This window comes from Acetobacter pomorum (genome assembly GCF_002738225.1).
Lineage (GTDB): Bacteria > Pseudomonadota > Alphaproteobacteria > Acetobacterales > Acetobacteraceae > Acetobacter > Acetobacter pomorum.
This window is the reverse complement of record NZ_PEBQ01000093.1, coordinates 111,027-131,512: the sequence shown is the minus strand read 5'-3', so window position 1 is coordinate 131,512 and position 20,486 is coordinate 111,027. Positions and strand designations below refer to the sequence as shown.

Here is a 20,486-nt window from a genome sequence, read left to right as displayed (position 1 = left end):
TTGCGCACCGGCCCGTGCTGGCGCAAAACAGAAACCGTATTTTAATGTAACCAGATAAGGGAGCATCACGCCACGCCATGACTGATACGCCAGCAGAAACAGACGTAGCCATAATTGGCGCTGGCCCAGCGGGGCTTTTTGCCGCTTTTCAGTGCGCCATGCTGCGGCTGAACTGTGTGTTGATAGATGTGCTGCCAGAAGTGGGCGGCCAATGTGCGGCCCTGTATCCGGAAAAGCCGATTTACGATATTCCCGCCTGCCCCGCCGTAGAAGGCGCGCAACTTATTGCCCGGCTGGAAGAACAGATTGCCCCTTTTAACATCCCCCGCCTGCTCAAGCACCGGGTGGAAAGCCTTGAGGGCCACCGGGGCAACTTTACGCTGGGCACCAACCAAGGCACCACGCTGAAGGCCAAGGCCATTATTATTGCCGCCGGTGCAGGTGCCTTTGGCCCCAACCGCCCGCCATTGGAAGGTTTGGAAGCGTTTGAAGATACCGGGGCCGTGCAATACTATGTGCGCCGCAAAGCCGATTTTGCAGGCCGCCGTATTGTCATTGCCGGTGGGGGCGATTCCGCACTGGATTGGGCGCTTTCCCTCAAAGACAATGCAGAAAAACTGTACCTCGTGCATCGGCGGGACAGGTTCCGCGGTGCGCCAGAAAGCCTGCGCCAGTTGGATGAGGCCGTAGCCGCCGGGCAGATTGAAAAGGTGGTGCCCTATCAGCTCCACGCCCTGCATGGCCAGAACGGTGCGCTGGAAGGTGTGGAAGTGGCTGATCTGGATGGCGCAACCCGTATGCTGGAAGCCGATGTGCTGCTGCCTTTCTTTGGGCTGGCCACAGATCTGGGGCCTGTGGCGCGCTGGGGTATGGATACCATGCGCTCCACCATTCCCGTTACCCCTTCAAGCTGTGAAACCAGCCTGCCGGGCGTGTTTGCCGTGGGCGATGTGGCCACCTACCCCGGCAAGCTGAAGCTGATTTTGCAAGGGTTTAGCGAAGCCGCCATGGCCGCCCACGCCATTTACCCCATTGTGAACCCGGATCAGGCGTTGCACTTTGAATATTCCACCAGCAAAGGTGTGCCTGCCTAAACCCCACGCCATTATGGCGGCATGGCCCCAAGCAGGCACAACATGCCGCCATTTTTTATAAACGCATCTTTGTTGTGCAATGGGTTAGGCACTTTTTGCGCGTTATTCTCGCATACCTCCCGGCAGCCAGCGCCATAGACCGTTTTCTTACGGGTTCTGGCGCGTACGGGCACAGCAAGGTATGGTGCTTGTCTGATCCATTGGCCTTGTGAGTAAGGATAAAACCGTGCAAGTCATCATTCTGGGCGCTGGCGTTATCGGGGTAACATCGGCCTGGTATCTGGCCTGCCTTGGGCATGAAGTCACGGTAATAGACCGCCAGTCCGCCCCGGCACTTGAAACATCGTTTGCCAATGCCGGGCAGGTTTCCCCCGGATATTCCACGCCGTGGGCTTCTCCCGGCCTGCCGCTTCAGGCTGCAAAGTGGATGCTGCACCCCAAAACCAGCCCGCTGGTTATTCGCAAACGGTTTGATCTGGCCATGATCCGCTGGCTGGACCAGCTTTTAAAAAACTGTAACGCCCATGCGTATGACATTAACAAATCCCGCATGTTGCGCATTGCCGAATACAGCCGCGATTGTCTGGACGCCCTGCGTGAGGAAACCGGCATTACGTATGATGACAGGCAGCGCGGGCTGATCCAGCTTTTCCGCACCAACAAGCAGATAGATACCGCCCAGCACGATATGCGCCTGCTGGCAGAAGCCAACATTCCCCACCAGCTTTTGGCGGTGGATCAGGTTTTGGAGCACGAACCCGGCCTTGCCCATGCCAAGCATCTGCTTACGGGTGGGCTGTATTTACCCGGTGATGAATCGGGCGATGCGCATGTGTTCACCCAAAGGCTGGCCCGCATGGCGGAAGCCAAGGGTGTGAAGTTTGTTTATGATGCCACCGTTCTGGGGCTGGATGCCGCTGCGGATGAAATTATGTCTGTGCGTACCAGTGCCGCACATTTCAGGGGCGATGCGTATATTGTGGCTATGGGCAGCTACAGCCCGCTGCTGCTGCGCCCATTGCGCGTGCATCTGCCCGTTTACCCCGTAAAAGGCTATTCCCTCACCCTGCCCCTTACGGATGAAACCCACGCCCCCATGTCCACCGTGAATGATACCTCCTACAAGTTGGCCATTACACGGCTTGGCAACCGCATTCGTATAGGGGGCACGGCGGAACTGACGGGTTACAACCTGAAACTCAGCCCCGACCGGCGTGAAACGTTGGAGCTGTCTTTTTCAGAACTGTTTGGCGGGGGAGACCTGAGCGCCGCCACATACTGGGCGGGCCTGCGCCCCTGCACGCCAGATGGCACACCCGTTATTGGCCCCGTGTCTGGCTTTAAAAACCTATGGCTCAACACCGGCCACGGCACCCTGGGCTGGACAATGGCGTGTGGCTCTGGCCGCCTGATTGCAGACCTTGTGCACGGCAGAAAGCCCGATATTCCCGCGCTGGATCTTTCCATCAACCGATATAACTAACGGCGCAAAAAAGACCGCGGTGGCAGATACCTCCGCGGCCTTTTTATAGTGCGCAGCTTTTAAGCCACGGCAGGCAGAAGGTACCGCGCCTGTAACGCAGCACCCCCTTGTGCCGGGTGATTACTGTGCGGAATCGGAAGAGGAGTCAGAAGCCGGAGCAGCGGACTTCTTCTTACCGTGGTGTTTGCCACCGTGGTGTTTGCCACCCTTGTGGCCTTTGTGCTTGCCCTTATGTGCAGCAGCACCTTTGCTTTCTTCGGTTTTACCAGCTTCTGTAGCAGCCGGGCCAGCACCTTCAGGTGCAGCAGCTTCCGGGCCAGCCGGCGGAGCCGGAGGCGCAGCTTCCTGCGCGAAGGACGGAGCAGCAACGCCCAGCAGGGCAACGGTGGACAGAGCCGCAAGCAGACGACGAGAAATCATAAAATATCTCCAAAAACCCGTGGTCCAATCCACCTCATGCAGGACAACCCTACATTCAGCTATAGACCGGTTTATAGGCTGCTTAATATCACGGCAAAAGCACAGCGTCTTGGGCTAAAATTTGTGCAATCTTTATACATATCATTGCCCCGCCACTTGACAGCCGCAAACCAGCCATATTGGCACTTGCAAAACCCAAAAAACCGCCCGGTAACAGGCGGTTTCCCTTGGATTCAGGCATATTGCGCGTTTTGTATATGACAAATCGGTGTCACTGAAAAAAATACATCAACACCACAAATGCGCCACACTTACCGGCCCCCCAAAGTGCTGGACAGCCGATAAGTGAGAGAGAATCAGTCTGCTTTTTTGCCGCGCTTCTTGCGTTCGTTGGGGTCCAGATACCGCTTGCGCAGGCGAATAGCAGATGGAGTAACTTCCACCAGCTCATCGTCTTCAATATACGCAATCGCCTGTTCCAAAGACATACGGCGCGGCGGGGTCAGCAGCAGGGCTTCGTCCTTACCGGCGGCGCGCATGTTGGTCAGCTTCTTTTCACGGATCGGGTTTACTTCCAGATCATTCTCACGGGAATGCTCACCGATGATCATGCCCTGATAAACCGTTTCACCCGCATCCACAAACAGCGTGCCACGATCCTGCAGGGAGAACAGGGAGTACTGCGTGGTTGCCCCGTTTTCTGCAGAAATCAGGGAGCCATTGCGGCGGCCTTCCACAGTGCCAGCATAAGGCCCGTAGTGGGAATACAGACGGTTCATGATACCCGTGCCGCGCGTGTCGGTCAGGAACTCACCGTGGTAGCCTATCAGCCCGCGTGAGGGGATGATAAATGTCAGGCGCACCTTGTCACCGCCAGAGGGGCGCATGTCCTGCATCTGGCCTTTGCGGAGGGACATCTTTTCCACCACAACGCCGGAATAGGGTTCGTCCACATCAATGGTAACTTCTTCGTAAGGCTCTTCGCGCTCACCGGTTTCTTCATTGGTGCGGAACAGCACGCGCGGGCGGCCGATTGTCAGCTCAAAGCCTTCACGGCGCATGGTTTCAATCAGCACACCAAGCTGAAGTTCACCACGGCCAGCCACTTCAAACGCTTCGCTTTCGGGGCTGTCTGTCACGCGAATAGCAATGTTGCTTTCGATTTCCTTGAACAGACGGTCACGAATCTGGCGAGACGTCACCTTCTTGCCTTCACGGCCACCCAGCGGGCCATCGTTCAGGCGGAAGGTCATGGACAGTGTCGGCGGATCAACCGGAATGGCTTCCAGCGGCGCTTCAACTTCCGGGGCGGCAATGGTGTCTGGAATGGTGGCTTCAGACAAACCTGCCACGGCCACAATGTCCCCAGCTTCCACTTCTTCCACACCCACGCGGTCCAGACCACGGAAGGAAAGCAGCTTGGTCAGGCGGCCTGTTTCCACCACGGAGCCATCGGCCCGCAGCACCTTAACAGGCATGTTCACCTTGGCGCGGCCCTGTTCCACACGGCCTGTCAGCACGCGGCCCAGAAAGTTGTCACTTTCCAGAATGGTGGCTGTCATGGCGAAGGGCTTGTCTTTGTCCAGATTCGGAGCTGGCACATGGCGCAGGATCAGCTCGAACATCGGGCTCAGGTCCTTGCGGGGGCCATCCAGCGTTTCATCTGCCCAGCCCTGACGGCCAGAGGCAAACAGCATCGGGAAGTCAAGCTGCTCATCATTTGCGCCAAGGGCTGCAAACAGATCAAAAATTTCGTTGTGCACTTCATCGGGGCGGGCATCGCCACGGTCAATCTTGTTCACAACCACAATTGGCTTCAGGCCGCGGGCCAGTGCCTTGCCCACCACAAACTTGGTCTGCGGCAGCGCACCTTCGGCGGAGTCCACCAGCACAATGGCGCCATCCACCATGCTTAAAATACGTTCCACTTCCCCGCCAAAGTCGGCGTGTCCGGGGGTATCAATAATGTTGATACGGGTATCTTTCCAGACAACGGATGTGCACTTGGCAAGAATGGTAATGCCACGTTCGCGTTCCAGATCGTTGCTGTCCATTGCGCGTTCGGCAACGTGCTGGTTTTCGCGGAACGAACCCGACTGCTTGAGCAGTTCGTCAACCAGAGTCGTCTTGCCGTGGTCAACGTGGGCAATGATGGCGATATTGCGGATATCCATGTAAAGGCCTGATATTCCCTGCGGGCCACGCCACCGCTTTCTGCCATGAAAGGGCGGAGAATGGCTTTGCTGATGTTTGCTTGGGCAGACAGATAGCCGCCCGCGCGCCGGAATGCACGCAAAATCCTCACCAATACGTATCATGGCTGCCACCGCAGATAGCCGCACAGGGGCCGCATGGCTTGCATTTGCCACCCTGCGGTGGTGTGCTTGGGGCCTTGGAACACATTATATTGAAAGGGTTTTCAGCATGGATATTCAGGCCATAGATCAAACCTACAACCAGTTTCAGGCACAGGCCCAGCAATCTGCCACCGCCCTACAAACATTGTGCAACAAAATGCAGACCGCCGCCGATGGTGGAGATATGCAGGCGCGTGAATGGCTGCTGGACCTAAAGGAACTGGCCCTTTCCCTGCGGGATGAGCAATCTCAGGTCATCAACCTGCTTCAGGCTTTGCACACGGCCCTTGCCACGCAGGTGCAGCAGAATGTGGCCCCGCCGCAGCCCTCTGCCCTCAGTTCCGTCAAGCCGGAAGTCGAGAATGTGCTGGATGACGTGATCAATTCCGGCTTTGCCCATTCTCTGGCCTCTGGCGCGGGGTTTGGCATTGGCAACACGCTTATCAATAAACTGTTTTAAATACGCACTCCCCCAAAGCGGCATGAAGGCTGGCTCCGGCCCACGCAACCCGCTACAAGCCAGCCATGCTGCCTCACCCTTCCGCGCGCCCTGTTGTCACCGCCGCCCCTACCCTTTCCCTTACTGTTGTGGGGCTTATGTTCGGGCTGGTTATGGGGCTGGGTGCGCCCCTGTTTACGCTGGAAATGGTGGATCTGGGGTTTGGCACCGGCATGATTGCCGCCAATACCATGATGCACGCTGTGGGCTCGCTGGCCATTGCGCCGTTTATGCCACGCATCAGCATGGCTTTGGGGCCCAAACGGGCCGTTACGTTGGCTTTGCTGACAGGGGCGGCCACGCTGGCCTTTTTTCCACTATTGCCATCCATCTGGGTATGGTTTGGCCTGCGCGCCGTACTGGGGGCCGCGTGCGAGATTATTCTGGTGCTTTCTGAAAGCTGGCTGAACCAGATAACGCCCGATAATGCCAGAGGCCGCGTAATGGGGCTTTACAGCACGCTGCTTTCTATTGGCATTGCCGCAGGCCCCGCCTTGCTAACGCTTACAGGCCGCACCAGCGCCTTGCCCTTTGCCTGCGCCAGTATTGGCCTGTTGGTGGCTACCGGTCTGGTGGCTGCGCCGTGGTTGCCACACCCGCAGCTTACACCGCCACAACGCCCCAGCCTGCTGCGCTACCTGCCCTTGGCCCCCATAGCCATTGCCGCCACATTGCTGATTGCCATGCTGGATTCGGCTGCCACCTCTTTTCTGGCGCTCTACGCCATGCATTTCGGGTGGTCAGAACATGGAGCCACGCTGCTGCTGAGCATCATGCTGCTGGGGGCCATGGCGTTTCAGATTCCCATTGGCTGGATAGGAGACCGCACAAGCCGCCGCTGGCTTCTGGTCTCATTGGCCGGGCTGGCAAGTATGGGCGCGTTATTGTGGCCCGTGGCCATTCATCACCCCGGCGTGGCCCACGCGCTGCTGTTTGTGTGGGATGGCGTGTTTGCCAGTATTTACACTGTAGCGATGTCTGTTGTGGGAGACCGCTATAAAGGCGGAGACCTGATAGCTATTTACACCCTTAGCTCCCTTGCGTGGGGTGCGGGCGCATTTGCAGGGCCTGCGCTGGCTGCCAGTTCCATGGCGGCAACGCCGGATGGTCTGGCATGGTTTGCCGCCATCACCTGCGCGCTGTTTGGCTTACTGCCCCTGCTGCTGAAGAAAAGCGCCTGACCGCTGTTTTCTCAGGCCGGAGCAGCACCTTGCGTGTTCACCTGCAAGCGGTAGAGCGAATCCCCCGCGCACATAAACAGCCAATCGCGCTTGGGGCCGCCAAATGTGAGGTTAGAAACGCTCTGCGGCAGACGAATGCGGCCAATAAGATGCCCTTCGGGGTTAAACACAAACACCCCGCACAGCCCCACCGGCCCGCTTACACCGCACCAGATATTGCCGTGCACATCGGCCTTCATGCCATCTGGCCCCATCTGCACGCCTTCAAACCGCATGTTAGTGAACAGGCGCGGGTTGGAAAGCGGCAGTTCTTCCTTGTGCAGATCAAACACATGCACGGCCTGATCTCCATCATGCCCGTGCCCGCCCGGCTGCTTGCCGGAGGAAATAACGTAAAGCCGTGAAAAATCGGGCGAAAAACACAGCCCATTAGGGTTGGGCAACTGCGCCTGCGTGAGCACTACATCAATATGCCCGGCCGCATCTACCCGAAAGGTATGGTCCGCCTGCCGCCGTGTGCCGCCAATGGAGCCTATCAGCTCCTCCCCTATTTTCCAGCGGATATGGCCATCCGGGTTGGCCTCACCTCCGGGCATGTCTGCATGGCCTTCGGCCACGTTGTCTCCATATCCCGGGTCGGTAAACCAGATGCTGCCATCGGGGTGGGCAATCACATCGTTGGGGGAATTCAGCGGGTGGCCTTCAAACTTGTCTGCCACCACATGGGCGGAGCCATCGTGCTCCCACCTGATCACACGGCGCAAAAAGTGCTCGCACGTAATCTGGCGGCCCTGATAATCAAACGTGTTGCCATTGGCATGGTAGGATTCCGGGCGAAAAACCGTAACCTCTCCCGTCTCCCACAAATAGCGATATTGCTGGCTTGTCACCACATCACTGAACAGCAGATACCGCCCTTGGGAGGACCACGCAGGCCCTTCCAGCCATGTGCCTTTATCCCACACCCGGTGCAGGGCCGCGTTACCGTACAGCAAGTCCCGAAAGGAGCGGTCAATCACCAGCACATCCGGGTCTGGCGTATAGGCGGGAGGCGCGTTTGCACCCCACTGGCGCGGCGGATTGGTGGTGACATCAGGCGGGCGCACGGTATCGGGTGCAACCTCATCCGCCCCACGGGCCAGCACGGGGGCCGCCACGGTTGCAGAAAGCGCAGTTATGCCTTTCAGCATTGCACGTCTTGCCAGCCTGCTGCGTGGGGGTGCCATCATGCCTCCTGCGTTTACCAGACAGTTATCGGGCAATTTTTGCCGTATTGTGCGGGTGCATACTGCCTTGTTCGCGCACTGTCACCCCTTGGCTGTGGCAATGCCTGCATGCCGGGGTAAAGGCTTTGCAAACCTTTTGCCCCATGCTGGCTCAATCAATATGGGCAACACGCAAAAGGTTGGTAGACCCACTTACGCCAAAGGGCACGCCAGCGGCTATCACTACAGAATCGCCTTGCGCGCCTATGCCTGCACGGGCCACCACATCCAGCGCAACCTCCACCACATCTTCCGCTGTGGTTGTGGGTTTGTGGGGCGCGCTAACAAAGGCCCGCACACCCCATACCAGCGCCATGCGCCGGGCAGATGTATGTGTGGGGGTAATGCCCAGAATGGGGCATGTTGGCCGCTCACGCGCAATGCGCAGCGCTGTGGGGCCACGGTGCGTATAGGCCACGATGGCCGGAGCCTTGAGCGTAGCCGCCACCTGCTGGGCAGCACTGGCAATGGCATCGGCCACGTAATCTTCCGGGGCCAGACGGGCTGCGGCCATATGGGCCTGCCAACCGGCATCTTCTTCCACCCGCCACAAAATGCGGTTCATAATCCGCACAGCTTCACGCGGGTATTTGCCAGCGGCGGATTCGGCAGAAAGCATTACGGCATCTGCACCATCAAACACGGCTGTTGCCACATCCGATGCCTCGGCCCGTGTGGGAGTTGGGGCGGAAATCATGCTTTCCAGCATCTGGGTGGCCACCACAACGGGTTTGCCCAGCCTGCGGGCAGCGCGGATAATGCGCTTTTGCACCAGCGGCACGCTTTCGGGCGGCAGTTCAACACCCAAATCCCCACGTGCCACCATAACCGCATCAGACAGTTCCAGAATGGCGTCCAGATTTTCAACCGCCTGCGGTTTTTCCAGCTTGGCCAGCACGGCGGCGCGTTCCCCCACCAATGCACGGGCCTGTGCCACATCCTCGGCCCGCTGCACAAAGGAGAGGGCCACGTAATCCACCCCCATATCCAGCGCAAAGGCCAGATCCTTGCGGTCTTTTTCCGTCAAAGCGGGTATAGGCAGCGCCACATCCGGCACGTTCACGCCTTTATGGTCGGAAAGCGGGCCACCAATATCCACCCGCGTTTCCAGCCAGTCCGGCCCCACCTTTTCCACAATCACAGCCAGTTTGCCATCATCCATCAGCAGGCGGCTGCCGGGGCGCACGGCGCTGATAATTTCCGGGTGCGGCAGGTTTACGCGGTGCTCATCCCCCGGCACGTCAGACAGATCAAACCGAAAGGTGGCACCCGGCTGCAAGATAACACTACCAGCGGCAAAGCGACCCACGCGCAGCTTTGGGCCCTGCATGTCGGCCAGAATACCGATGGGGGTGCCCAGTTCCGCCTCCACCTGCCGCACAATGGCGTGGCGGGCGGCGTGATCTTCATGCGTGCCGTGGGAGAAGTTGAAGCGGAACACATCCGCCCCGGCCAGAGCCAGATCGCGGATGGTGGCGTAATCTGATGAGGCCGGGCCGAGTGTGGCCACAATTTTGGTGCGGCAGGTTTGCGCCTGCTGTGCGCCGGCACTCTGCTGTGTGGGGTCTGCCATCTCTACGTCTCCTTCTCGTTCACCGAGGTTGTTCAGGAGGGGTTTATGGCCTCATCCGCATCCACACCCCAGATCGCCTTGCGCGGCACCCAGCCATTATACTGTTTAACGGAAACCCTGCACCAAGCAGACCCGGCCGCACATTCCTTAACGGAGCCTACAGCACCGGGCTTTAGCACCGCCACAACCGGGGCATCATCACTGGCACTTGCGCGCAGCATAACCGCGCCTGCAATGTTTTTGGCATCATCCAGCGTGGGCACTGTTTCTACAACGCGCGTATCCATATGGCCGGATGCGGGAATTTTCTCGCCATTCTTGTCCAGCTTGGGCGGTATGGGGGCATCATCCCCCGGGGGTTCACCCGGCACCAGAAAATCCCGCCCGCCTGCAAGTGTAGCCTGCTGCATCCAGCCTTTCTGGCCTGTGGGGTCTTCCACCAGGCGCCATACATCAAACTCACGCTCGATCCGCACCGGCATGCCACGGCGATGATACACCCAGATAATGGGGAAACGCTGCCCCGGCCCGGCCCGCATGTTCACTTCATCTGCTCGCAGGGCGGCATAACGTGGGAGCGGCAGGCCCGTTACGGTGCCCTTTGGCGGTTCTGGCGCGGCATCTGCGGGCGGTGTGGCCGGGTTTGCGGCATCTGCCGCAGCGGCGCCTGCAGCTACGGCACCTGCACCCGCTGCGGCCCCTGCGGCAGCCGTGGCGGCCGGGTGATGCTTGGGTGCTGCCGCATGCGTGGCCTCTGCACTATGGTGCTTTTTATGATGTCTGCCTTTTTTGGCGTGCTCAGAGCTTTCTGACTTGGCACTTTCTGACTTGGCGGAAGCCTTTTTTCCGGCCTTGGCAGATGTGCCCTCATGCTTGCCTTCGGCATGATGGGTATGGTGGCTGTGCGCCGTGGTTTTTTTCTGTTCTGCCGCATGGGCAGAAACCGCAGGAACACCGGCAAAAGCCACGGCACAGCCAGCCACGCAGGCAAGCAGGTGAATCCGGAAAATGGAAGAGCGTGTGAACATCATGCCTGCATCCCTGCCAAGAGAGACGCGCCGGGGCAAGAGGCATCACGCCGGACCCCATGCGCGGTGGCAGAAGGGCTTGTGCCTTCCTGCCTGCCAAAGCTGCGGTAAATCTAGGCCAAACGCTTTGTTCCCGCCAGATATGGGCTGCACCCGCGCCTTTTGCACAATATGGCTGCACCAGCCCATTGCTACCGGCAGAATGTGTTTTTTATCTCTCTCGTTCCGCTGCGGCACATACTGACGCAGCAGGAGTCGGGCACAATGGCCGCGTTACCCGGCGGAAGGAGCAGCCTGCTGAGGCGCTGCAGGCGTGGCCCCCATGCCGTGGCATACGGGGCAGTTTGGGTCTGCCTCCAGCATAATGGTAGTAAAGCGCGTGCGCAGGGCATCCCACATCAACAAACGCCCGGCCATGCTTTCCCCTATGTTCAAAAGCTCCTTCAGGGCCTCGGTGGCCTGTAAGGTGCCCATTACACCCGTTACGGCCCCAAATACTCCGGCCTCTCCACAGCTCAGGCCAGAGGCTTCACCATCGGTTTGCGGGTAGAGGCAATGGTAACACGGGCCACCACGCCAAGGGGAAAAGGTGGAAAGCTGGCCTTCAAACCGCTGCACAGCGGCAGAAACCAGCACCTTGCGGGTTTTTACACAAGCGGCGTTTACCACGTAGCGGGTGGCAAAATTATCGCACCCGTCGCACACCAGATCATACTGGCTTATCAGCCCTTCTGCCGATGCAGCATTGAGCCGCTGGAGATGTGTTTCCACCACAATACCGGGGTTGAGAGCTTCCAGCGCAGCGCGGGCCGAGTCCACCTTTGCGCGGCCCACATCTGCCGTGGCGTGCAGGATCTGGCGTTGCAGGTTGGAAAGCTCCACCACATCATCATCCACCAGCCCGATGCGCCCCACTCCGGCCGCTGCCAGATACAGCGCGGTGGGGGAACCCAAGCCCCCTGCGCCAATAATCAGCACGGAAGCCCCTTTCAGCGCCATCTGCCCGGTTCCGCCAACCTCGGGCAGAAGAATGTGGCGGGAATAGCGCTGAATTTCGTCTTCCGAAAACTGCGAAATCATGGTGAAGCGTCCTGAAAAAAGTAAAAAAGCCAGTGAACCGATCGGTCAAAACGGCGTTAAACAGCCAACATGCTTCCTGTTTCTGCAAAAATCACGTTTTTGTAATAACAGGAAAAACATGACATGTTAGTGTGCATCAGAGGTATGCTTCTGTTATACTAATCTGCAATTTCAGCATGAGAGGAATGCAATCATGATATCCCTCCCACAGTCCGGGCAGTCCGCCCGGTCAGCCAGTCTGACCCCGCGCCAGACCGCGCGGGGGATATGTGTTGCCTCAGCCGCATTGGGTGTGTATCTGGCATCACCTTTTGTCACGTTGTGGCACGTGGGGTCCGCCCTGCGCACGCATGATATGGATGCCCTTGGGCAGGTAATTAACTGGAGCGCGCTGGATGCCTCCATCAAGCAGCAGACACTAAACGGCCTGCACCTTGTGCCTGCATCGGATGATCTGCCCGAATTTGGAGAATCCTTTGCCGCCACGGCTGTTTCCAATGCGGTGGATACAACGGTTACCCAAAGCAATCTGGGCATGCTGGTAGATCAGGCCATTCCGGCAGCGGTGCCTGTCAGCCAGCCCAATATTTCCTTTGCCTCTCTGGCAGCCCATGCTTCCGTACGGTTTGCACGGCTGGACCAGTTTGTGGCGGAGGTGCCCCTACCAGGGCATGAGCGTGAAACGCCCCTACGCATTGAAATGCGCATACAAGGGTGGAAGTGGAAAATTACCAACGTGCAATTCCCTACCGCGCGGGCTCCTGTGCTCCAGGCATCTGCGGCGCCATCCAACGCCTGAACCCTGCCCCGCCTGCACATTAAACACACCCTGGTGGGTGGCCCGGTGTAAAAAAGGCCACCCACCCGCAGGCAGCGCCATAGCACCCGCCTGCGTGTAACGCGGCCTTAAAAACCCGTGCGCCAGTGTTATTTGGCGGCGGGCAGGTCTTCTTCCAGCACCACAATGTTTACGGCGTAAGACACATCGCCATCTTCATCATCACGATGAATGGTGCCGATCACTTCACCATCAGAGGCCAGCTCAACAGACATGCCTGCACGCGGCGCGGGGTTGATGGTCAGTTTTTCGGAACCCAGCAGCCTGCGCAGGGCTGTCTGAAGCCGGGAGATTTCTGAAGGAGATATGGAACCACTCATGTCAATTTTTTCCTGCGGGCAAAACTGTGCGCCAAAATAAGACAAACCGCGCAGGCTGGGGCCACTCCGCCCAAAACCGGTAGAGCGACCGGGCACTGGCGCGGTCGCCTTTCCGATCTGTGGCCCCGCTATAGGACAACCACCCACGCTGCCGCAACCTTTCCGCAGCATTGCCCTGCCGCCGCCACTTTTTGCACGGCATGGTACCAACAGGTTAGAGGAGGATCTGCCTTTGCGTTTTTTGCGTGCTCTTGTGCCGATGCTTTCTGCCTGCGTGCCGGTGGGCATGTGCCTGTTTGCCCTGCAACATGCACCCCTGCACCCACACCAGCCAGAACGTGCTGCCCATATTCTCACCATGGTGGAACATGATGGCGCTGCGCAAACCGCACAAACGCTCTCACGCCACAAGGGATGGGGAGATGTGCAGCACGCCGTGGCCTCTGGCCAGCCCGCTGCCGCGCGGCTTGTGCCCGCCCTGTTGCCTGCCGCAGATTCTCACACAACGCACACGCTTTACAAAACCATGCAATCCGCCCTGCCTGCACACCCGGCCATTGTGTTGGCTGCCACCAAGCAGGGCGGCCCCATGCAGGCCGATGTACAGGCCGTATGCTCACCTGCGGGTATGAGCCGCACATGGCGCCAACAAGCCCGGCAGGCTGTGGCGCATGTGCATGATGTGCATTTGTCTGAGCGGGTGCAGCGATGCCTGAACAGGCTAAGCGGCTGAACACTTTTTTGTTTATTTTATAAATCAGTTTTTATGAAACCCTGAGACTGGCACAAAAACACAAGAAATACTGCCAGTTTCAGCCGGTTTTTACGCGCTATTTCAGCACAAAATGCGCCATAGGCGAGGAATGCGTATAACGCAATTTAGGTATTCACTGAACGCCTAAGCTGCTAACATACAAATATTAGATATTCATTATTAGAATATCTCCCAAAAAAAATAACAAGAAGCGAATCTCGGCCCATGACCGCATACCCCGGAATTTCCCGTCCCGGACAGGCCATTGCCGCCGTTTACTGTCCGGCCCTTTTTCCTTCCACCCAGTCTGCCTTTATGGATGTTTACTGGCCCATCTGGGGCCAGCGCGCCATGCTGGTGGCGGCCTCTGCTGCAGGGGTTGCGCTGTGGCTGGCGCCCGCAGCCTTTGCTGCGGAAACAGCGCCCAATGCGCCGCACCTGCATTACCCGCACACACCCGCGCCTGCTCGCACAACACGCCCCTCCGCCGTTGTGCCTGCAAGGGAGGGCCCGGCAGAAGTCACCACTTCCGCTACCCCGCCCCCCAAACCCGGATTTTGGGATAACACGCGCCTGCTGCCCCCGCTCACCAGCCGACCGGAAGCTTATGGCCAGCCGCAGGCGCTGGAGCTTTCCCCCTTGCCCACTGCCTTGTTGCATCAGGGGCCGTGGGGCGTGTTTAACGCCAATACCGGGGCCGCCGCAGGGTTTGGCACCGTGGGCTACTATGCTGTTTCACGCTGGGCGGAGGATTGGTCCAGCCTGAGGGACAAGCGCAACCATATAGATGACATGGATGCCCTTAAATACATTCCCTTCAATCAGGAAGGTGACATGTATCTGTCCTTCAGCGGTAACTTCCGCCAGCACAATTTTTATGACCAGCGCGCAGGCTTTGGCACCATCAAAAAAGACCCCGCCTACCGCAACAACTTCCGCTGGAATCTGGGCGCAGACCTACATCTGGGCGAACATGTACGTCTGTATGGGGAGCTGATGAGCGGGCAGGCTGCGGGTGTAAACTATTATGGTTATGCCGGGGGCCGGTGGCGCAGCAAGCTGGATGCCCAGCAGGCATTTATAGAAGTGCGCGGCAAGGTGCTGGGCGCCACTGTAGGCGGCATGGCCGGGCGCATGACCTTTTTGGATGCGCCCCCCTATTTTACGGCAGGCAGCGTGTATCCCTCCCTGCCCTACTCATGGAACGGCCTGCGTGGCTATGCCTTCTGGAAAAACTTCCGTGTAGATGGTTTTTACCTGACACTTACAGATAACAGCCCACCCATTGCTTTTCATGATACCGTGGGGTGGAGGTCTCGCCTGTTTGGGGCCTATACATCCTACGCGCTGCCCAAATTTTCGTTTCTGGGCAAAAGCAGCCAGGTGTTTGTAGATAGTTTTTACTACGGCATCATTCTGGCCAGCAGTTCCCTGCCTACGGCAGCGGGCGGCAGCATTGCCGGTTCCACTCATCGTGATACACCGGGCATGCGCGTATGGGGCAACGCTGGGCCACTTGAATTTTCTGTTGGCGGCATGTGGCAGGGTGGAGAATTCCGCGCAGCCAAAAATGGCCCTACACGGCCTGTTTCCGCCTATTCCATCAACGCCACGCTCTCATGGCGCTTTGCCAAATGGGCGGGGCACCCGGCTGTGGGTATTCAGGTGGATGATGTGTCTGGCGGCAATATGAACAAAAGCCAGCGCAGCAGCTGGGGCAGCTTTCTTTCACCCTATGTGCCCAGCGCCTACTATCTGGATATCAGCACCTATCTGGGGCAATCCAACCTGATTGATGTGGGGCCCATTGCTACGGTTTCCCCCACCCCCAACACCACCCTGTTAATGAAGGTGCCCGTGGTGTGGCGCAACAGCACGCAGGATGCCATTTATGCCAGCGGCACGGCCTTTTATAATCTGCGCCCACACGGCGCCTATACGGCCACCATGCCGCAGGCCAGCTTTACGTGGCGAGCCACGCGCCACATTACGCTGAGCATTGATGGCGAATACATTTTTGCCTCCAAAACCATGATCAACGCGGGCGCATCCTCTGGCGCGTTCGTGCAAAGCAACCTGGAACTCACGTTTTAAAAACCCCGCCCCTGTGCCCATTGGGCCACAGCGGTACAGACAAACTGCCCCGTCCATCGTAATGCTTGGCTGCATATACAAACCAGACGGGGCAGCCCCACGCGCCACGCATGTCCTGCACATGCACCCTCGGGCCACCCTGCCAGACCAAGCAGCCAGAGGCCCCGCATGACGCCAGCCCCCACCCGCCGAGAACTTACCCTGCGCGGGCTTGTGCTGGGCGCGCTTATCACCATCGTGTTTACCGCCTCTAACGTATATCTGGGGCTGCGTATCGGGCTGACATTTGCATCTTCCATTCCCGCAGCGGTTATCTCTATGGCGGTGCTGCGGATGCTGGGTGGTGGCTCCATTTTGGAAAACAACATGGTGCAAAGCCAGGCCTCGGCAGCGGGCACGCTGTCTTGCGTGTTTGCCACTTTTCCGGGGCTGGTGATGGCGGGCTACTGGCAGAACTTTCCGTTCTGGCAAACGGCAGGGCTTTCCCTCGCCGGGGGCATATTGGGCGTGCTGTTTACCATCCCGCTGCGGCGTGCGCTGGTAACGGAAAGCAGTCTGCCTTACCCGGAAGGTGTGGCTGCGGCAGAAATTTTGCGCGCCGGGGCAGAAAAAGGCCATAGCCAAGGGCTGCGCGCCCTTATTGGCGGCGGCGTTATTGCCACGCTTTTCTCATTCGCCAGTGCTGGGCTGCGGCTTTTGGCAGATACACTCACCCTTACGGCCTCGGCCGGGGCAGCGGTGTTTCAGTTTTCCGGCGGGCTTTCCCTCGCCCTTGTGGGCGCGGGGTATCTGGTAGGGCTGGCAGGCGGGCTGGCCATGTTGCTAGGCTGTATTTTGGCATGGGGGATGGGTGTGCCGTGGCTTACGGCCCATTTGCCCAACCCGCAACATCTGGCCCCTGCCGCCTTTGCGCATGATGTGTGGCTGCACAAGGTGCGCTTTATTGGCGCAGGGGCTATTGCCGTGGCATCACTCTGGACATTGGTGGAGCTTATGCCCCCTGTGCTGCGTGGCCTGCGCGCCATGTTTGCAGGCCGTGGCCAAACACTGGTACCCGATGCCGAGCGCGATATGTCTGGCCGCAGCATGGGGCTGTTGCTGCTGCTTTCCGCCGCCATGCTGGCCGGGCTGTTTGCGTATTTTCTGGCCCCTGTTGCCGTGGGGTTCTGGCCTGTTGTGGCTGCTGCTGTGCTGTTCTGCATTGTGTTCGGTTTTATTATGGCGGCAGCCTGCGGCTATATGGCGGGCATTGTAGGCTCATCCTCCTCCCCCATATCGGGCATTATCATTATTGGGGCTGTGCTTTCCGCCCTGATGATACTGGCGCTGGAAGCCTTGAGCCTTGCCCCCGCTAGCATGATGGCAGACGGGCAGAAACTGGCCACAGCCTTCACCATTTTAGTGCTTTCGACCATTACCGCCACAGTGGCCATTTCCAACGACAACTTGCAGGATCTTAAAACCGGGCAGCTTGTTGGGGCCTCACCGTGGAAGCAGGAAGTGGCGCTGATTGTAGGTTGTGTGGTGGGCGCTGCGGTTATTCCGCCCGTGCTGAACCTGCTTTATCAGGCCTATGGTTTTGCGGGCACCATGCCCCGCCCGGGCATGGACCCCACACATGCGCTGTCTGCCCCACAACCCGCGCTGATAGCCATGATTGCCAATGGCATTTTCACGCATTCGCTAGACTGGAGCATGCTTTCAATCGGCATGGTGTTGGGGGCTGTTCTGGTGGGGGTGGACCAGCTTTTGCGCCGGCGCCATATGGCGTTGCCGCCTTTGGGTGTGGCGGTGGGGCTGTATCTGCCTGCCTCTGTCAGTATTACACTGGCTTTTGGAGCCATTCTGGGCTGGGGGCTCAAGCACCATATCAAAACCCGCCGGGCACAAGCCGCACAGGGTGCACCTGCTGCCAACGCCGCCATTGGCACCATGCTGGCCTCCGGCTTTATTGTGGGCGAAAGCCTGACAGGCGTGGCGCTGGCCGTGCTTTCTGGCGCGCTGGGGCAGGATGATGTGCTCTCACTCGCACATTTTGTGCCTCAAAGCCTGCCGCCTGTGTTGGGCGTTGTGGCTTTTGTGGCGGCCTGCTGGTGGTTTGCCCGCAAAACTCTGCAAGCCGCAACATAGGAGCGTTAACGCAGCCTATTTTGCCAGTATCGCACAAGATTTTTCCGCATTCCGCCCACGCCGGAAACCCAGCCCCAGCAAGGCCAGCCCAAACATCAGCCCTGCCCAACCCCACGCCATGCCGGGTGGAGTGAAGGAAAAGCGAATATTCGCAGGCCCATTTGGCAAAGTTACACGCTGGAACAGGTTTTCTTCATACCCAAGGGCAGCTTCCTGCCTGTTTATGCGCACATGCCAGCCGGGCAGCATGAGTTCACGCCGGATGAGCGTGGCAGGCGTGCGGCAGTTTGTGCGCAGTTCCGTGCGCGAAAGTGGCTGGATCTCGCAGTTCTCGGCAGCCTCAAAATATGGGGCGGGATGCGGCAGGCGGTACAGATCATTCGCAGCACTTGTGTAAAGAAGTTGCAGGCGTTTTTCAGCGGGGGCCTCCTGCTGCCCCGGCAAGGCCATGCCGTGCGGCACCACAGCCAGTGCTACGCCCAGGCGTTCCAGCACCTCCGGCCTTTGGCCCAGCACATCCTGCAAAAAGAAGTGCCCATTTGGGGTGTTGGGCGTAATGCCATCAAACGTCACGGGGTTAAGGTTGGCGCCAAAATCCTGCTGCAAGCGGGTAATCCACGCTGCGGGCATGGGCACGCCGTTATGGTTAATGGAGGCCAGCCCAAAATATGCGCCATAATTAGGGGCCAACCCGCCGAGGGAAACAAATCTGTTCAGCCCGATCTGGGCCTTCATGGTGTTTATCAGCGTGGCATCTACCGGCAGCACGCTGCGGGTGGAGAGCAACGGCACGCAAAACAGAAAAAGCACTTCTGCCACCATGGCACTTGCCACAATAGCCACACGCCACCGCGCAAAAATGGGCAACAGTAACGCGGCAAGGCACAGCGCCACCAACGCACCACCAGCCAGCACGGAACCAAACGCATAAAAGCGGGAAGAAACAGGCCCCTGCGCAAAGCCCCATAAATCTGCCCGTGCGGGGGCGTTCCAGCGCCACACGGCATAAGTGGCCAACAGCAGCACACCTCCGGCGCACAGCGCAGGCCATGCTGTTACCAACCAGTTTCTGGTGCGTTGTTTTGCACCCTCCGCGCCTGACCGAATAGCGGCATTGCGGCACACATCATCCAGCCCGAAGGCGGCCAGAAGAAGAAGCGCCATTTCCTCCATCGGGTAGCAAAAGCGATGAAAAAACGTGAGCGCTATACCGGGCACCATATCCATCAGCGGGGCTATGCCGGGCAGGTTGGCCTGCTTGCCCACACACGCCACAAAATAGGCTGCCAGCAGCATGCGTGCGGCCCGCTCCCTTCGCCCCCACAGGCCCAGAACAGCCAGAAACGGCAGCACGGTGCCCCAGTATCCGCCCACACTCCACCATGCCTCGTACCGAGAGGCCGGGCCATAAAAGATGGGGCCATTGATGTAGGGAAACAGCGCCATAGCCCAACACGTTATGGGCTGGGTGATGGTAATGCCCGCTGCGTGGTCTCCCACCCACGCATGGGGCAGATAGGTGGCAAATGCCACAAGCTGCGGGGCGGCCAGAAGCAGCGCCGTGCTGCCCCCAACCGCAATCGCCCCGGCGAAAGGTACGCGTGCCCCCGCAGGTTGCTGCGCCAGCCGCAAAAGCGCCCAGCACAATACCAGCGTGCCTTGCAAAAACGCGGTTTCGGGAAAGCTGGAAAGCACCATGCCCCCCAAACCGAGGGCCAGAAGGCTCCAGTTGCGCACGCCAGCCCAGCCACGTGCCGTGCTGCGCAATGCCTCCACCCCCAGCAGGGCTAATGGCAGAAAAGCCAGCGGCTGACTTGGCCCATCCGATGCCCATGCAAACGTGCCATTAAATGCCCACAGCACAGCCCCCGCCAACACCACGCGCGCATCCATCCCCAGTTTACGCAACAGGGCGTACATGCAAAAACCTGCCAGAATTTGCAGCGCAATTTTAAGAAACAGCAGCCCACCGGGCAGCCCTAAAAGCAGCACAAAAGGCAGAAAGAACGCGCCGGGCTGATACTCCCCCGCAAGCGGCATGCCCACGCCGCTATACGGGTTCCACCACGGCAAAATGCCATGCCGCCAATCTGCCGCGGCCAAGTGCCCCAGCGCCTGCACAATCACACCCGCGCAGCCATCTATCCACCCCGGCAGGCCGGGCAGAATACCACCTTCCAGCCAGTTGCGCCGCGTTTGCGTACCTGCCGAAAGCACGGAAATGGGGTCTGACGTTGCACCACCCCACAGGGCCGGGCCCAGCAGTTCTGGCAGATGCACCAGCACAGGCAGCAGCACCAGCACAGCCATGTGCCACACAGGCCATTGTGAAAAAAACCGATGGCGGAGAGAAAAGAAAAAAGCGGGCAT

16 protein-coding genes are annotated in these 20,486 nt (G+C 58.9%); 8 read left to right on the top strand and 8 right to left on the bottom strand.

What is annotated here, in order from left to right:
* Positions 1 to 77 precede the first annotated feature (77 nt).
* Complete coding sequence (locus CSR02_RS06545) at positions 78 to 1,094, top strand: NAD(P)/FAD-dependent oxidoreductase (RefSeq protein ID WP_003622489.1); 1,017 nt, start codon at positions 78 to 80, stop codon at positions 1,092 to 1,094.
* 226 nt (positions 1,095 to 1,320) lie between these two features.
* Positions 1,321 to 2,577, top strand: a complete 1,257-nt coding sequence (locus tag CSR02_RS06540; protein WP_099541126.1) for a D-amino acid dehydrogenase — start codon at positions 1,321 to 1,323, stop codon at positions 2,575 to 2,577.
* A gap of 120 nt (positions 2,578 to 2,697) precedes the next feature.
* Here the strand turns inward: CSR02_RS06540 and CSR02_RS06535 are convergent, their stop codons facing one another.
* A complete protein-coding gene (locus CSR02_RS06535) occupies positions 2,698 to 2,997 on the bottom strand; it encodes a hypothetical protein (RefSeq protein WP_099540991.1) in 300 nt (99 codons plus the stop codon).
* A gap of 356 nt (positions 2,998 to 3,353) precedes the next feature.
* On the bottom strand, positions 3,354 to 5,171 hold the full coding sequence (typA, locus tag CSR02_RS06530) for a translational GTPase TypA (RefSeq protein ID WP_042788733.1): 1,818 nt from the start codon (positions 5,169 to 5,171) through the stop codon (positions 3,354 to 3,356).
* Between the two features lie 142 nt (positions 5,172 to 5,313).
* Between typA and CSR02_RS06525 the strand changes: the two genes are divergently transcribed.
* Both CSR02_RS06525 and CSR02_RS06520 read left to right on the top strand, forming a co-directional pair.
* Complete coding sequence (locus CSR02_RS06525; RefSeq protein ID WP_099540990.1) at positions 5,314 to 5,814, top strand: hypothetical protein; 501 nt, start codon at positions 5,314 to 5,316, stop codon at positions 5,812 to 5,814.
* Positions 5,815 to 5,879: 65 nt separating this feature from the next.
* Complete coding sequence (locus CSR02_RS06520; RefSeq protein WP_099540989.1) at positions 5,880 to 7,034, top strand: MFS transporter; 1,155 nt, start codon at positions 5,880 to 5,882, stop codon at positions 7,032 to 7,034.
* Positions 7,035 to 7,045: 11 nt separating this feature from the next.
* On the opposite strand, the gene CSR02_RS06515 is transcribed toward CSR02_RS06520, so the two are convergent.
* From CSR02_RS06515 to CSR02_RS06500, 4 genes are all read right to left on the bottom strand, one after another.
* Positions 7,046 to 8,260 carry an SMP-30/gluconolactonase/LRE family protein gene (locus CSR02_RS06515; protein ID WP_042788735.1) on the bottom strand — a complete coding sequence of 405 codons (1,215 nt, stop codon included), beginning with the start codon at positions 8,258 to 8,260 and terminating at the stop codon, positions 7,046 to 7,048.
* Between the two features lie 151 nt (positions 8,261 to 8,411).
* Positions 8,412 to 9,872, bottom strand: a complete 1,461-nt coding sequence (pyk, locus tag CSR02_RS06510; protein ID WP_099540988.1) for a pyruvate kinase — start codon at positions 9,870 to 9,872, stop codon at positions 8,412 to 8,414.
* A gap of 32 nt (positions 9,873 to 9,904) precedes the next feature.
* Positions 9,905 to 10,903, bottom strand: a complete 999-nt coding sequence (locus CSR02_RS06505) for an SH3 domain-containing protein (protein ID WP_099540987.1) — start codon at positions 10,901 to 10,903, stop codon at positions 9,905 to 9,907.
* Positions 10,904 to 11,173: 270 nt separating this feature from the next.
* Positions 11,174 to 11,980 carry a HesA/MoeB/ThiF family protein gene (locus CSR02_RS06500; protein WP_099540986.1) on the bottom strand — a complete coding sequence of 269 codons (807 nt, stop codon included), beginning with the start codon at positions 11,978 to 11,980 and terminating at the stop codon, positions 11,174 to 11,176.
* 193 nt (positions 11,981 to 12,173) lie between these two features.
* Here CSR02_RS06500 and CSR02_RS06495 point away from each other — a divergent pair, with 193 nt between their 5' ends.
* Positions 12,174 to 12,779, top strand: a complete 606-nt coding sequence (locus CSR02_RS06495; RefSeq protein ID WP_099540985.1) for a DUF2939 domain-containing protein — start codon at positions 12,174 to 12,176, stop codon at positions 12,777 to 12,779.
* 128 nt (positions 12,780 to 12,907) lie between these two features.
* On the opposite strand, the gene CSR02_RS06490 is transcribed toward CSR02_RS06495, so the two are convergent.
* Complete coding sequence (locus CSR02_RS06490) at positions 12,908 to 13,138, bottom strand: DUF3126 family protein (protein WP_042788736.1); 231 nt, start codon at positions 13,136 to 13,138, stop codon at positions 12,908 to 12,910.
* A 232-nt stretch (positions 13,139 to 13,370) separates the two neighbouring features.
* Here CSR02_RS06490 and CSR02_RS06480 point away from each other — a divergent pair, with 232 nt between their 5' ends.
* The 3 genes from CSR02_RS06480 (at position 13,371) to CSR02_RS06470 (ending at position 18,116) form a co-directional block, all read left to right on the top strand.
* On the top strand, positions 13,371 to 13,871 hold the full coding sequence (locus CSR02_RS06480; RefSeq protein WP_244176847.1) for a hypothetical protein: 501 nt from the start codon (positions 13,371 to 13,373) through the stop codon (positions 13,869 to 13,871).
* Between the two features lie 246 nt (positions 13,872 to 14,117).
* Positions 14,118 to 15,986, top strand: coding sequence for an alginate export family protein (locus tag CSR02_RS06475; RefSeq protein ID WP_099540982.1), 1,869 nt, complete (start codon positions 14,118 to 14,120; stop codon positions 15,984 to 15,986).
* Positions 15,987 to 16,154: 168 nt separating this feature from the next.
* Complete coding sequence (locus CSR02_RS06470) at positions 16,155 to 18,116, top strand: OPT family oligopeptide transporter (protein WP_099540981.1); 1,962 nt, start codon at positions 16,155 to 16,157, stop codon at positions 18,114 to 18,116.
* 15 nt (positions 18,117 to 18,131) lie between these two features.
* Here the strand turns inward: CSR02_RS06470 and CSR02_RS06465 are convergent, their stop codons facing one another.
* A complete protein-coding gene (locus CSR02_RS06465) occupies positions 18,132 to 20,486 on the bottom strand; it encodes a hypothetical protein (protein WP_099540980.1) in 2,355 nt (784 codons plus the stop codon).

Coding starts and splice junctions, on each gene's coding strand:
- CSR02_RS06545 (WP_003622489.1), top strand. CDS start 78: ATGACTGATACGCCAGCAGAAACAGACGTAGCCATAATTGGCGCTGGC.
- CSR02_RS06535 (WP_099540991.1), bottom strand. CDS start 2,997: ATGATTTCTCGTCGTCTGCTTGCGGCTCTGTCCACCGTTGCCCTGCTG.
- typA (WP_042788733.1), bottom strand. CDS start 5,171: ATGGATATCCGCAATATCGCCATCATTGCCCACGTTGACCACGGCAAG.
- CSR02_RS06525 (WP_099540990.1), top strand. CDS start 5,314: ATGGCTGCCACCGCAGATAGCCGCACAGGGGCCGCATGGCTTGCATTT.
- CSR02_RS06520 (WP_099540989.1), top strand. CDS start 5,880: ATGCTGCCTCACCCTTCCGCGCGCCCTGTTGTCACCGCCGCCCCTACC.
- CSR02_RS06515 (WP_042788735.1), bottom strand. CDS start 8,260: ATGGCACCCCCACGCAGCAGGCTGGCAAGACGTGCAATGCTGAAAGGC.
- pyk (WP_099540988.1), bottom strand. CDS start 9,872: ATGGCAGACCCCACACAGCAGAGTGCCGGCGCACAGCAGGCGCAAACC.
- CSR02_RS06505 (WP_099540987.1), bottom strand. CDS start 10,903: ATGATGTTCACACGCTCTTCCATTTTCCGGATTCACCTGCTTGCCTGC.
- CSR02_RS06500 (WP_099540986.1), bottom strand. CDS start 11,980: ATGATTTCGCAGTTTTCGGAAGACGAAATTCAGCGCTATTCCCGCCAC.
- CSR02_RS06495 (WP_099540985.1), top strand. CDS start 12,174: ATGATATCCCTCCCACAGTCCGGGCAGTCCGCCCGGTCAGCCAGTCTG.
- CSR02_RS06490 (WP_042788736.1), bottom strand. CDS start 13,138: ATGAGTGGTTCCATATCTCCTTCAGAAATCTCCCGGCTTCAGACAGCC.
- CSR02_RS06475 (WP_099540982.1), top strand. CDS start 14,118: ATGACCGCATACCCCGGAATTTCCCGTCCCGGACAGGCCATTGCCGCC.
- CSR02_RS06470 (WP_099540981.1), top strand. CDS start 16,155: ATGACGCCAGCCCCCACCCGCCGAGAACTTACCCTGCGCGGGCTTGTG.
- CSR02_RS06465 (WP_099540980.1), bottom strand. CDS start 20,486: ATGCCCGCTTTTTTCTTTTCTCTCCGCCATCGGTTTTTTTCACAATGG.